This window comes from Natronocalculus amylovorans, assembly GCF_023638035.1.
Lineage (GTDB): Archaea > Halobacteriota > Halobacteria > Halobacteriales > Haloferacaceae > Natronocalculus > Natronocalculus amylovorans.
In genome coordinates this window covers 400667-414577 of sequence record NZ_JAKRVX010000003.1, presented here as the reverse complement: position 1 = coordinate 414577, position 13911 = coordinate 400667, and the positions used below count along the sequence as shown (strand labels likewise).

Genomic DNA, 13911 nt, shown 5'->3' with positions numbered 1-13911 from the left:
ACGTGGATTGTTTACTAATCGTATATAAAGAACCAACACTGCTTGGGGGAAGCTATAGCCACCATTCTACAGATATCAATGTAGGTGATAACACGTGTCATACAATATTGGCGTGGATGTCGGCGGGACGTTCACTGATGTAATCCTTTTTAATGAACAGACTGGTGAGCTAACGCTTGATAAAGTGTTATCAACGCCAGAGAACCCTGCACACGGAGTGCTCGATGGTGTTGAATCCGCCACGGACAAAGCTGGTGCAGACCTCATGGACTTAGCAGCGATGTTTCACGGGACGACTGTCGTGACCAATATGCTCCTTGAGGAGACTGGCGCACGAGTCGGGCTGATTGTCTCTGCCGGGCAGGAACATGTTCTCCATTTAGCGCGTGCATGGACGCCAGGGCCACTCTACGGATGGATGGCCATGGAAAAGCCCGACCCGCTTGCAGACCTTACCGATACTCGTGGGATCCGCGGCAGAGTGAGCGCTCCGGATGGATCGATTGTCGAACAGATCGACGACGCAGAAATCACGGACGCTGTAGATGAGTTGGTCGATTCAGGTGTGGAGGCAGTGACAATCTCGCTTTTGAACTCCTATCTCAATTCGACACAAGAAGAGGCCGTTCGTGACATCATTGCGGATGCATATCCAGATCTGCCAGTCTCAATCTCCGCAGAGATTGTCCCAGAGTATGGCGAATATGAACGAACGCTTACTACAGTGATTAACGACTACGCACGCCCACAGGTTATCAACTACCTTGACGATTTAGAGACTGATCTGGAAGCCGCAGGCTCAACTGGCCGGCTGAATGTGGTTCGATCGGATGGCGGATTGATGAGCGCGAGTGCCGCAAAAGAACGCCCAGTTGAACTTGCACTTTCAGGCCCAAGCGGTGGTGTTGTTGGTGCGGCTGCACTGGCAACAGAAAAGGGCGTTTCGGATGTCTTGACGCTCGATATGGGTGGGACGTCGACCGACGTGAGTCTTGTGCAAAATGGAACTCCAGAGGCAACCCGACAGACAAAAGTTGGGTATCGGGAGTTCAAATCCAGAGGGATCGACATCAACACTGTTGGAGCAGGTGGCGGATCAATCGCACGCGTCCAAATCAATGGCTCGCTCGTTGTTGGCCCAGCAAGTGCAGGTGCTGATCCAGGGCCTGCTTGCTATGGGCGTGGCGGTGAGCAACCAACCGTAACGGACGCAAACGTTGTGCTTGGTCGAATTCCATCCTCGGTCAAGCTTGGTGGGACGATGGATCTCGATCGAGACGCAGCATACCAAGCGATCGAGCCAATCGCCGATGCACGCGGAACCACTGTCGAAGAAGCCGCCCAAGCGACCGTTGATATCGTTAATGAAAACATGTATGGCGCGCTCCGAGTTGTCTCAGTTGAGCGCGGTTACGATCCACGAGAGTTTGGACTGGTTGCGTTTGGTGGTGCAGGGCCAATGCATGCAAACGCGCTGGCCGATCTGATCGGCGCGTACCCGCTCATTATTCCACCCGCTCCTGGTGTGATGAGCGCGTTCGGATTTTTGACAAGCGATATTCAAAACGAGTTCTCTGAAACGTATCTTGAGGTCGAAGGTGACGTAGATGGCGATGCGGTTGGGGCGGCGCTTGAATCGCTCCAAGCGGCTGCAGCAGAATGGCTCCGTTCGGAAGGCGTCGTTGATGAGGACCACGCTTTTGAGTACTTTGCAGACTGTCGATACTACAGACAGGATATTCAGATCTCGATTCCAGTGACGATCGATGAACTCCAAAGCGAAGATGGAATCTCCGCCATCAAGGAGGCATTCGAGAAGCGACACAAACAGCAGTTTGATTTTACCTTGGATGCACCGCTTGAGATCGCAACCCTTCGGACGATCGGCCGTGGGACGATCGCTGGCGTTGAACTGACGCCCGAAGAGACAGACGCGACCGATCCGGAGGATGCCGTGATTGGCACTGAAACAGTGTTCTTTGATGGCAAAGGACAGGAGACGCCAGTGTACGATCGAACTCGACTCGGCATCGGGACCGAATTCTCCGGACCCGCAATCGTCATTGGAGACGATTCGACTGTTGTTGTCGAACCGGACCATGAGGTGGTTGTCGATCCGTATGCAGCCCTTGAAATAACCCGAGGTGAGACACAATGAGCACCCCAGACTTCGTCCGCGAACACGACATAGACCAGACAACGCTTGATATTATCGAAAGTACACTTGCGAACACTCGAGAGGAGATGGATCGCGTTGTCGAAACAACTGCAATTAGCCCCGTCATTCGTGAGCAGTCCGATCAGTTCCCACTGATGGCTGACGCGAAAGGTCGGATGGTGATGGGGCAGTTTGGCTCTGCGATCGACGATATTCTCGAGAACTCACCGTATACGGTCGATGACCTCGAGGATGGTGACGTGATTGCGACAAATGATCCGTATATGTGTGCCGGAGCGGTGTCACACACGCCGGACATGCTCCTGTTGCGGCCAATCTTCTACGATGATGAGCTCATTGGCTACGCCAGTCAGTGGGGGAACCTGATGGACGTTGGTGGAAAGACGCCGGGATCGATCCCGGTGAATGCGACAACAATCTTTGAGGAGGGGATTCGACTGCCACCAACCAAACTCTGGACTGCAGGCGAACTCGACGAGCATCTCCTTGAGACATTTAAACACAACACACGACTTCCTGAGCATGCGGAGGCAGATATCAAAGCGCTGGCTGCTGGCACTGCCGTTGCAGAGACTCGGATCAAGGAACTGTGCGATCGCTTTGGCAAAGAAACCTATCTTGAAGCCACAGATGCGATCTTAGCTCGGACCAGAGACGGTGTCACACAGCTTATTCGGGAACTACTCCCGGAGGGGGAGACGTTCACATTTGAAGATTTTGCAGACGATGACGGGCAAGGAACCGGCCCAATCAAACTGCATATGGAACTCACCCGAAAGGGAGATGAGATCTACATTGATTGGACAGGGACCGATCCACAGGTTCCGGGAACCGTTAATTTCCTGCTTAATGAGGAAATGTTCAAGATGTTCACTGGGGTCTTTCTCATCATGGCGTTCGATCCACAGCTAACGTTCAATGATGGCTACTACGATCGGATCAACGTCACGATTCCGGAGGGCTCGGTGCTGAAGCCGGAGTTCCCCGCTGCGTTAGGGAACCGGCTGACGCTTATGGCACGGCATTTCGACATTCTACAAGCGGTCTTCTCGGATGCGCTCGGCGACAAATTCAGCGTTGCAGGCAGCTATGGGACGAGTCCAAACCTTGTCTACTCCGGTGTTGACGAGGATGGAAACCAGTTCCAACTGCTTGAAATTCTGTATGGTGGCATTCCAGCCCGCCCTGGTGGCGATGGCTTAGATGGCCACTCATGGTGGCCGCTTTTCAAAACGGTCCCTGTAGAGTATCAAGAGGCGTACTACCCGATGTCGATCGATGAGTATGCGGCCAGAACGGATACCGGCGGCGCAGGCCAGTTCCGTGGTGGCCACGGTATACGAAAGGTGTACACCTTCGAAGCGGATGGGGCAATCACATTCCAGGACGATCGGGCAGTGACGTATCCGTGGGGTGTTGATGGAGGCCACCATGCCGAACCAAGTACGAAACAGCTGATTCGCACCGACGGTACGGTTGAAGACCTTCCGTCCAAAGTGGAGAATATCCCGGTCTCCGCAGGTGATACACTTGTATTCAACACCGCAGGCGGTGGCGGACTTGGTGATCCGCTTGAGAGAGACGCCGAGTTTGTCGCAACGGAAGTCCAACGGGGGCTGATTTCAGCTCGTGAAGCCAAAGAAGCCTACGGGGTTGTGGTGGGCGATGATGGCTCACTCGATACCGATGCAACTGAAAAACGGCGTGAGGAGATTCAATCAACACGCGAACCGAGCGGCCAGTTCGACTTTGGCCCACTGCCAAAATATGACGACCTTGCAGAACAGATCGCAACAGAGCGAGCCGAGTTCAATGCTCGTCATGGCTGAGTAGCGCTCCGAGAGACGATACACATACCACGATCAATGCCTCAGGACACACACGGTTCGGAAACACAAGCGTACTACGAGGAGCATGCATTCGGCGTCGACGTTGGCTTTGGCGATCGGCCAGCGTTGATTGTTATCGACCTCATCAACGCATTCACAGATCCAACAACAGACCTCGGATCGGACGTAGACTCAGTCATTAATGCAACGTCGGAACTCCTTGAACTATTCCGCAAAAAAGACCTTCCAGTATACTTCACAACTGTTGCGTATGAGGAGTCCTACGGCGATGCAGGCGTGTTTATTGAGAAAGTTCCGGCACTTAAAGAGCTCAAGCTGGGAACTGATGCGGTCGCCGTGGACGATCGGCTATCACCACAGTCAGGGGAGCGAGTCATCCTCAAAAAGTACGCCAGTTCGTTCTTCGGGACTGATCTTGCAACGGCGCTCACAACAAACCGTGTCGATACGCTCGTTTTAGCTGGTGTCACGACAAGCGGGTGTGTCCGTGCCACTGCAGTTGATGGCTTACAGTACGGCTATCGCGTTATCGTTCCTGAAGATGCCGTTGGCGATCGAAAAGCGGGGCCACACAACGCAAATCTGTTTGACATTGACGCCAAGTATGGCGATGTTGTTTCTCTGGATACCGCGATTGCTGCGATCGAGCAGGTACGGTAGCGCCTAGCTCGTCTGGGAGTGTTGGTTATTCACACGGTTTGCGGTACGAACCGTGCTTCTTAAGGGTGAAACAGGAGTTGTTTGGGGTATGAGCGACGAACAGCAGGCCGAAGCGGCAGAAGACGCCGCAGAGTCGGCCGATGACGTTGAGGCGGAGGAAACCGAGCAGGAAGCAACCGACGGATTCGAGAACGGCGACTTCGTCAAAGTCGCATACACCGTCCGTACAGCAGACGACGACACGGTCGTCGACACAACGGATAAATCGGTTGCTGAAGAAGCAGGAATCGACAACGACAACTACGATTTCTCACCACGCACCATCATCATCGGGGAAGGACACGTCTTCCAAGCCGTTGATGACGCACTCGTTGGCGGTGCTGTCGGTGACAGCGGCACTGTCGAAATCCCAGCAGCCGAAGCGTTTGGCGAGTACGACGACGACGAAGTCCGTACCGTAAGCGCTGAAAAGATTGGCGAGGACGATCGCTACCCAGGTGCACAGGTCCAAATCGACGGCCAACAGGGTCATATCCAGACAATCATCGGTGGCAGAGCACGTGTTGATTTCAACCACCCACTTGCAGGCGAGGACCTTGAGTACGAGTATGAGGTCGTCGCAGAAGTCGATGACCGAGAAGAGCAGGCAGCAGGCCTCCTCGGGATGTACCTCCAGAACGCACCAACCGTCTGGATCCAGACGGATGAGGTCGAAGAAGAGGTTGTTGTTGAGTCAGATGATGACGATGACGAGGACGAGGATGAGGATGCAGATGCAGAGCCGGAGACGGAGACCCAAACCGTCGAGAAAGAGACGCTCTACATCGAAGCAACCCCACAGCTCACAATGAACCAGCAGTGGATGTTCTCCAAACAACAGATCGCCCAAGATGTCATGGGTAAACTCGACCTCGATCGCGTGATCGTCCAAGAAACGATCGACGGTGCAGGCCCAATGGGAATGGGTATGGGTGGCCTTGGTGGCCTCGGTGGCGCAGGTGGCGAAGATATCGAAGCAGCGCTCGAAGATATCGATATTGACGCCGACGAACTCGCCGACGAACTCGACGAAGAGTAAGACCCACTCCTCCAGCAGTTACTGCGAGAGTGCTGGGAACAAAATCACGCTTTTCTTTGCACCACACTACAGACCGATAGGTATGGATTTAGATAGTGCCCGGGACGATCTTGTTGTTGCTGCTGCTGCTGGTGTCAGTACGGTACTGCTCACTGTTGTACTTCGATTTGTATTCGATGCCAGTACAAACGCACTCATTCAGCTCTCACCGCTGTATGTCTACTTTATCTATTTATTTTTTGGTGATGCGATACCAGGAGAACTGTTCAGCAAGCCCCTGCCGTGGGTTGGGATTACGCTCTCGACTGCGATCGGTGCAGTTGCACTCACCGTATTTTAAACGGTAACAAGCAGAATTCCACGGGTCACCCGACCCGTGGTAATTCACGAATCTACTGCGGCTTACGCGATGTCGCGGCTGGTGTCGATCGTTACCGCTTCTGTAAGTTTGAGTTTGACCGTATCTTCTAAGGCCCTGCCACCGCGGAACTTTGGTACCGCAAGTTTGTTGATAACCTCGTTTCCTCTGACTGTTGTTTGTAAATCAAAGACGATATCTGCCATGTACTCAGTCATGTCCCGTGATTCTGGAATGTACTGCCCACTAAGCGCATGAAGGATTGCAACGCTATCCGTGTTTTGTAGGTGTCGCTGTAGCTGATTTAAAAAGAATCGATACCGGTTATGGTCTTGTTCTTCAAGCGGATTGAGTGCATCAATAATCAGTGTTGACTCTTCGGGCAACATTCCAATCAGTTGATTCGCTTCATCAAGTGGGGCATCCGCACCCAACTCCATGATTTTTGGGACGGTAACATGTGATGTTGTATCCACGAATGAATCGTGAACCGACTCCTCAGATCGAAGCGTTGTCAGATAGAGCGTCCGCCGTGGTGCCGTGAAATCATACAAAAATAGCTCAGACTGGCTTGCGGGAGGCGCAGAAAGAAGCACGATGCTTCCAGCTGGAAACCCGCCATCGAGTTGCCGATCGAGAACTGGGATACCAGTCGAGAGTCGTGTCACGTATAAACACTCTACAGTGATACGCAGTTAAATATTGTCACGCTACACTGACAGTAAGACCGATATTAATCGTGACAGCAACCGCCTGCTTCACCACCGAAATCAACCGACAGCGGCTCTGAAATGGCTTTGTTAATCTCTTCGAGCGTGTTTTGTAGGTCACTCTGCGCAGCGAGATACTCCTTCATCACTGGGAGCGAGTGGAGCTCATTTTGCGCGTTCTGGACCCGTCGAAGCGACTCTCGGTCGGCATCACCGGTTTGTCTGGCAGCCATGAATTCTTGGCGAAGCTGTTCAAATGACGCTATTTTTTCTTGTGCTTCTGGATCGTTCTCAACTGCTTGGCTTGCTCTTTCGAAGCGTTCGTACACGTCTGTCTCTGCAATCTGCTCACCGAGATCTCGACCAATATCTGCAAGGGATACCGTTTCGACGCTCATAGATGATTTTAGGACTCCGGCGATTTAGGCCTGCCGGAGATGGGTGTTGCTGCCGGAATCTTTGTGCGTAGTGAGGCCGTACACTCGGTAATGGCCGTCGTCCCTGAAGACACGTTTGTGTCTGTTTTCAACAGGCTCTCGCGCAAGAAGCAGTACGCGTTTGTCCTGTTGCTGTTTAATAAACAGGGATGGAACGGTTCGATCGAGACGATCAACGGGCAGTCGGTATTGACACTTTCAAAAAATGCGGAGTCAAAACGGCTGTATCTCGAGCAGCCGGCCCCGTCATGGGGCGATCGACTCCGAGCCCGGATCCGACAGCAATCACAACAGCCTCCACTGCACGATGATGTCGTTGTGTGGGATGCAGCAGCCGTCCGAAATCTACTGCTGTATGGAATCGATCGATCCGCAGCAGAAGCGCTCTATCAAAACCAGTTCGGACGATCGCTCACGTACACAGAGACGGGACATACGTCTTCAGACGCGCTCCAAGCGCGACCCCCACTGATGGCGGTTGTTCTTGTACTCGTTGTCTGTCTTGCAGGTGCTGCGATCGCTACTGGAATCATACCGCTGTTCGAGACCACAGACGCATCCGAATTCGATCGGGGGATGGAGTTTGATGGCTCAGACCGGTTTATAAATCAAACAAATCAGTCAGCCACCACAGACAATGCTGACCAACAACAGGGCTATCCTCCGGGGACGAGTGCCAGTGGAGTCACTGACAGTAGCGCCCTCGCAGAGGCCCACCGAGACACACTTACCGGTGCACAGTATGTCTTTTCAATCCGAGAATCGGGCCCAGCGACTGCAACCGAATTCCCCGATGTCGTAAGTCGTCGTATTGACGGTGAGGTTGCAAACGGGACCGTCTACCGATTTGAAGAGCAGATGAACTACACCGTAGACGCTACCCGTAGAAACACAAGTGTTGAAATATACGCCAATGGGGAAACCGAATATCGTCGATCGACGCTCGACAATGAGACCCAAACAGAGGTCCGAGGATCACCGGAAGGGACTGCCGCTGCAACAGGAATAACCGCGCAGGTTGTAGAGCGGTATCTGGATACACCAAACACGTCGGTTGAAGAAGATGTCGTGTTTGGTACCGCTGCATACATCGTTGAGTCAACCACACCACCAGAGGAGTTCCATGCAGCAGTTGATGACTACCGTGCCCTGGCAATTATCCAACCAACTGGCCGTGTTGACTTTCTTCGAGTCCAATATACCGCCGTTGGTGAGGATGAACCAGCTCGATTTGAAATGCAGATTGTCGCTGTTGATGGCCAGTTTGTCGAAGAGCCGAGATGGATTGATGAGGTTGATGCTGAAGAGCATGAGGAACCGGAGTGGATCCAACTCCCACTGCATGAGGAGCCTCATACCGGACTGTTTAGTATGATTCGTGGGTGAGTCAGTCATATGTCAATTCTGTGGCTCAGCTTTCTTGCGATTATCTCCACCGTCGTTATTTGGAAAGGAAGCGAACTTCTTGAGCAATCGAGCCACAAGATCGCAGCCTACTACGGACTCCCCGCTGTCGTCCAAGGTGCAGTGATTGTTGCGATCGGATCGAGTTTCCCCGAACTCGCAAGTGTTGTCCTCGGTGTGCTTGTTCACGGGACGTTTGACCTTGGTGTCGGTGTCATTGTCGGCTCTGCGATTTTCAATATTCTCGTCATTCCGGGGTTGAGTGCACTACGACGAAGCCCGCTACAAGTCTCTCGTGATGTCGTGTACAAGGAAGGCCAGTTCTACATGCTTGCGATCGCCATTTTGCTCTTGACATTTTCGTTCGGTGTGATCTATAACACCGATGGAAGTGGGTCAACATCCGTCATCGGCCGGCCGCTTGCACTGATTCCGATCGGAATGTACGTTCTCTATATTTTTATTCAGTATCAGGATGTAAGCGATTATAAACCGCCCGTTAAACCACCAAAGATGTCGATCGCTCCCGAGTGGATCAAGCTTGCAGTTGGAATGGTTCTTATTGTAGTTGCGGTTGAGGGGTTGATTCGTGCGGCGCTTGGCTTCGGCGACATGTTTGATTCTCCGGAGTTCTTTTGGGGGCTCACAATCGTTGCTGCAGGAACGAGCTTTCCTGATGCATTTGTGAGCATTCGTGCAGCAGGTGGCGGCCATGGGGAGGTTAGTGTTGCAAATGTACTTGGGAGCAACACGTTTGACCTGCTTGTCGCACTTCCGGTTGGTGTGCTCTTGATCGGCCAAACCACTGTAGATTACAGCCTTGCGGTCCCGATGATGGGCGTTCTGACTGTCGCAACCGTTGCACTTTTCACAGCGATGCGAACCGATTTAGCGATCACACGAAATGAGGGGTTGTTTTTATTGGGGTGTTACGGTGTATTCGTGATCTGGATTCTTATCGAAACAGCAGGGTATGTCAATTTACTTCCAAGTGTCTGATCAGAGTTGCGCTGACACAAAGGCAACCAGATCGCGCAGTTCCTCTGGACTGACGCCATGTGGCGCATTATATGCGGTAAATGAGACGTCTGCGCCGATCAATTCAAATCGATCTGCTGCGTCCTTCGCTCGTGTATGCGGGATAATTCGATCCGCTTTCCCTGCACCAATAAAAATCGGTTTTCCCGCAATGGCATCCGGTTGGACATCTGTATGTGAATCTGCAAGATAGCCATGCAATGCAACAACCCATGCAAACTGCGTTGGGTTCTCAAGCACAAGCGACATGCTCATTATTGATCCTTGACTGAATCCGAGCAGCCCTATCTGATCGGCGTCAAGAGAGTAGCTCTCGATTGCTGCCGAAACGGATTCAGAAACAAGCTCAAGGCTGCGGCGGAACTGCTCTGGGTGCGGTTGGCTCTCATGGAGCCCACCGCCGGAGAGATCAAGTTCATACCACGTGTAGCCGCCTTGGAGCCGATCGGGTGCCCGTAGACTAATCACATGCAACTCATCGGGGAGTTCGTCTGCGATCGGGAGTAGGTCCTGCTCGTTTGCACCGCGTCCGTGTAGCACAAATACGGCGGGTGACGGGCCATCTGACTGTTCTTTTGGTTCGAGTGAGATGTGTTCTAACGGTAGCGCTGACATACGCGTAATTAGCTATAGAGACACTTCAACAGGGGAGTAACACCAGTGTCACTTTAGGGTCCATACTCAACAACGCCGTAACCATCGCTTGTAACCGTGACATCTGTTTTGGCATACGTAAATGACAGCTGTATCACACGGCCGTTTTCAGCGCTATCGAGCAACAACGTGTCAATAGAGTCAACCTCAATATACTGCTGGAGTGGCGGCAGTAATGATGGTGATTTGTCAACAGTATCCGCGACCGCAGTAACGATTGCAACGCTCGGTTCGCTTCCGGATTTCCAGTCAAATGTGTGTGTTTTCATCCCTCCCTCCGGGTATATTGCACAGATAGTCTCTCAGAGTAGAACAACAGAGAGTAGGTATGTTCACTGTTTAATTGTTTACACTGTTAGCAAGTATCTCGATAGCAACTGAACAGATTCAGATACATATCAAACCACATCTGTGTACTATGTACCCAGTATGTAGGTTGCATCTAGGTAGATACAGATCGCAACAGCAAGCAGAACCACGCCAACAGTTGGGTCGCCTACACCGATATCAAATGGAGATGATCCGATAATACCGACCCCCAACCCAACGATATTGTACCCAATACGTGCGACTGCGATCGACGAATTCTCATGAAGGAGTGTTGGAAGCATGAGTATCGCAATGAGGCCGATACTGCCACCAACGATCGGCGCTACAAAGAGTGATCCACTCCAGATTGCCGCATATGCACCGATGTATGCACCAAGCATGAATGTCGTAGAGAGGTAGACTGCGCGGGAGAGATAGGTTCGATATCCATCTGCAGAGCCAAGCATTCCATTTGTCAAAGACGGCCATGAAGTGTTGATCGGCAGTCGACCACCACGTCCGAATCCAATTCCGATAACCAACGCAACGAGTGTAGCCCACCCCGCTGCGATTGCCTCAATATCAATAAACGGCGTCTGATACAGCAGCCAAAAAATTGGAAATGTGAGCAGGATTATCTGCCCAAGCCCGTAGTAGATCGCATCCGTCAGAAATCGGTCCCAGCCGGTCCGCTCCGATCGGTGCTGTAACACTCGTTCATCGTTAAATGCATCCGAACTGGGTTTCGACATCGCTGACTCTATTGGTATTACTCTGTCAATATTGAAAAAACTCCGCCATCAAAAAGGCGTTTATTCTTGTTCTGTGTCGGTCGTAGTGTTACGTTTGATATCTTCCCCACCATCAGCTAGCTGTGGCTGTGGTGTAAGTTCCTCCTCGCTCGTGGAGGCTGAGACATGGAACTGTTCGAGCTGTTTATTCAGTGTCGTCACATCGTTTGCTAATGTCTCCGTTCGCGAGACCACGTCTTCAAGTACCATTCGTTGCTGTTCTGCAGCAGAGGCGACCGATCGAGCCTCCGAAGTTGACTCTTCGGAAATGGAGACAACATCATCAACGGTTGATGCAACCTCCTCCGTTGAAACGGCTTGCGTTTCAGTGGATTGGTTGATATCTTGAATATTTGAGTCCGTTTCCATGACGTGCGATTCAACTGCTTCAAGCGACTTATTCGCGTTTTCGATCACGTCAATCCCACGTTCAACCCGCTCGTGGACGGTTTCGAAATCCTCCACTGTCCGATCGGCCTGTGCTTGGAGATCGTCTACGATCGATTCGATCTCTTCGGCTGCCTCTTGGGTCTCCCCAGCAAGCGATTTCACTTCATTTGCGACAACCGCAAATCCTGCACCTGCCTCTCCCGCCCGTGCGGCTTCGATTGACGCATTGAGCGCAAGGATATTGGTCTGTTCGGCCATATCACCGATGAAATCCGTTATTTCACTAATGTCTGTCACTCGCTGATCAAGCCGATCGATCTGCTCAATCGTCTGATCGGCCTGGCTTTTAATACCTTGAATCTCATCGATCGCTTCGCCAGCATCATCACGACTTGATGACACGGATTGGACCGCATCTTCGGATGTTTCCGCGACTGCTTCCGAAGAGGATGCAATCTCTTCGATCGTTGCAGAGAGATTGTTCATCTCGCTTGCAACCTGGTCGAGGTTTGATTGCTGTGCTTCTGCACCTTGTGCAATCTCATCAACTGACTCCGCAACCTCAACGCTTGCATCGTTTACCTCATCAAGATCTGAGACCAACACCGTATTTGATTCGTGAACGTTCTCTGCGAACGTTTGGACATCCACGATGGTCTCCTCCCATTCGTCCATCATGCTATTGAATGAGAGTGCAATCTGTTCAAGTGCCTCACTATCCGACTGTGGATCGAGTCGTGACGTCAGATTCCCTTCACGACAGGCGTCCATTGTCATTTCGTATTCGCGAGCTTTTGTTTCGAGGTGGTCTGCAAACGATTCCGCCTCTGCCTTTGCAGCGGCAGCGTCCTCTGCTTGTGTCTCGACCGCTTGGAGTTGTGATTTCAGCGTATCTCGAATCCGAGTGAAGAGCACGGAGAGTTGGCCGAACTCATCCGTTCGAGAACGATCGATCGACACCTCCAAATCACCTGCTTCGATTGCCTCCGCGTAGCCAGTCATATCGTCCAACGAGTTGTTGATATCACGAGTAATGACTGCACCGAGCCCAATGAGCCCGAACAACGAGATTGCAACCAGAATAAGAATATTCTGTGTCACAATACCGACGGTCGCATATATTTGCCCCTCGGGTGCGGCAACAGTTACAGCCCACGGTTGGTCTTGCACTGGTGCCTGTGCAACAACCATCTGGTTGTCATCAATTAGCTCATGTTCGTTCTCAACAGTGTCAATTCGTGGCTCATGAAGCGGCGATGTGAGGTGTGGAAGTGGATCAAGCCCGAAGTACTCTTGATTAATTGCGGAACCATCCGCTGCAATCACGACATTTCCCGTGTCTGTGGACAGTATCTCAAGCACACCTCCTTCGACAGGAGAGTCAAGCACGTCACCTCGCACAGCAAGATCCGTAATAAGTACCACTGCATACGAGCCATCCCCTTCTACCGGACTCATGAACGTAAGTCGGTTCGTGCCTGCTGCCTCGTATGGGTCGAATACCGTCACTTGATCTGCATCGTCAAAGTATGTCTCATCAACTGCCCACGGCCGATCAGCATCTCGGGCATTCAGCCCTTCTTCAGCTCCCGCCGAGCTTACTTCGACTTCGCCAGTTTTCATGTTGTAGTAATGGATTTCGATAACATGGTCTGGTAGCAAATTATCATCGTTTATTAATTGGGCACGAATCTCAGATGTGTCACCATCAGCCAGTGTTGGTGATGCGGAGATCGTCTCGACATCGTTTTGACGGTCTTCGAGCCACCGATCGATCCCTTCTGCTTCGCGTTCCGCTGCATTCATTAGTGTCTGTTCGGCATCTGCTTCAACACCGGCTTGCGTCTGGGTGAATGCAAACGCACTCCCTGCAAAAAGTACTGCAGTGACAATAAGAACTGCTGCCCCGATTTTGAACATGTATCGACCCCGTAATTTGTCATAGAGCCGACGGGCGAGATTCATTTCTCCGTCTGTCATATAATACATTCAAAATAGCCAAAAAATAAATTAGGGGTGCCAATTATCTATATTGATACGAAGATGTGAATTA

The 13911-nt window shown here is 51.8% G+C and carries 13 protein-coding genes; 7 read left to right on the top strand and 6 right to left on the bottom strand.

What is annotated here, in order from left to right:
* Positions 1-94 precede the first annotated feature (94 nt).
* The 5 genes from AArcSt2_RS10270 to AArcSt2_RS10250 all read left to right on the top strand — a co-directional run bounded on the left by AArcSt2_RS10270 (position 95) and on the right by AArcSt2_RS10250 (position 6107).
* Positions 95-2158: a hydantoinase/oxoprolinase family protein gene (locus tag AArcSt2_RS10270; protein ID WP_174653576.1), complete on the top strand. Its 2064-nt coding sequence runs from the start codon at positions 95-97 to the stop codon at positions 2156-2158.
* Entirely contained in the window at positions 2155-4008 is a 1854-nt protein-coding gene (locus AArcSt2_RS10265; protein WP_250584375.1) for a hydantoinase B/oxoprolinase family protein, read from the top strand. Before AArcSt2_RS10270 ends, AArcSt2_RS10265 begins: the two co-directional genes overlap by 4 nt.
* A gap of 36 nt (positions 4009-4044) precedes the next feature.
* Positions 4045-4689, top strand: coding sequence for an isochorismatase family protein (locus tag AArcSt2_RS10260; protein WP_250584373.1), 645 nt, complete (start codon positions 4045-4047; stop codon positions 4687-4689).
* A gap of 88 nt (positions 4690-4777) precedes the next feature.
* Positions 4778-5767, top strand: coding sequence for an FKBP-type peptidyl-prolyl cis-trans isomerase (locus tag AArcSt2_RS10255; protein WP_250584371.1), 990 nt, complete (start codon positions 4778-4780; stop codon positions 5765-5767).
* Positions 5768-5849: 82 nt separating this feature from the next.
* Complete coding sequence (locus AArcSt2_RS10250; protein ID WP_250584369.1) at positions 5850-6107, top strand: DUF8049 family protein; 258 nt, start codon at positions 5850-5852, stop codon at positions 6105-6107.
* 62 nt (positions 6108-6169) lie between these two features.
* On the opposite strand, the gene AArcSt2_RS10245 is transcribed toward AArcSt2_RS10250, so the two are convergent.
* Positions 6170-6793: an RAD55 family ATPase gene (locus AArcSt2_RS10245; protein ID WP_174653581.1), complete on the bottom strand. Its 624-nt coding sequence runs from the start codon at positions 6791-6793 to the stop codon at positions 6170-6172.
* Positions 6794-6858: 65 nt separating this feature from the next.
* Entirely contained in the window at positions 6859-7233 is a 375-nt protein-coding gene (locus AArcSt2_RS10240; protein WP_250584367.1) for a YlbF/YmcA family competence regulator, read from the bottom strand.
* Between the two features lie 90 nt (positions 7234-7323).
* Here AArcSt2_RS10240 and AArcSt2_RS10235 point away from each other — a divergent pair, with 90 nt between their 5' ends.
* Positions 7324-8658 (top strand): hypothetical protein, encoded by a 1335-nt coding sequence (locus tag AArcSt2_RS10235; protein WP_250584365.1) that lies wholly within the window; start codon positions 7324-7326, stop codon positions 8656-8658.
* 9 nt (positions 8659-8667) lie between these two features.
* Positions 8668-9675, top strand: coding sequence for a sodium:calcium antiporter (locus tag AArcSt2_RS10230; protein WP_250584363.1), 1008 nt, complete (start codon positions 8668-8670; stop codon positions 9673-9675).
* On the opposite strand, the gene AArcSt2_RS10225 is transcribed toward AArcSt2_RS10230, so the two are convergent.
* The 4 genes from AArcSt2_RS10225 to AArcSt2_RS10210 all read right to left on the bottom strand — a co-directional run bounded on the left by AArcSt2_RS10225 (position 9676) and on the right by AArcSt2_RS10210 (position 13838).
* The gene (locus AArcSt2_RS10225; RefSeq protein WP_250584361.1) at positions 9676-10329 is read right to left on the bottom strand and encodes an alpha/beta hydrolase; all 654 of its coding nucleotides are present in this window, start codon (positions 10327-10329) and stop codon (positions 9676-9678) included.
* Positions 10330-10382: 53 nt separating this feature from the next.
* A complete protein-coding gene (locus AArcSt2_RS10220) occupies positions 10383-10637 on the bottom strand; it encodes a HalOD1 output domain-containing protein (RefSeq protein WP_250584359.1) in 255 nt (84 codons plus the stop codon).
* 147 nt (positions 10638-10784) lie between these two features.
* The gene (locus AArcSt2_RS10215) at positions 10785-11429 is read right to left on the bottom strand and encodes a DUF8215 family protein (protein WP_250584358.1); all 645 of its coding nucleotides are present in this window, start codon (positions 11427-11429) and stop codon (positions 10785-10787) included.
* Positions 11430-11489: 60 nt separating this feature from the next.
* Positions 11490-13838 (bottom strand): methyl-accepting chemotaxis protein, encoded by a 2349-nt coding sequence (locus AArcSt2_RS10210; RefSeq protein WP_250584356.1) that lies wholly within the window; start codon positions 13836-13838, stop codon positions 11490-11492.
* Positions 13839-13911 lie beyond the last annotated feature (73 nt).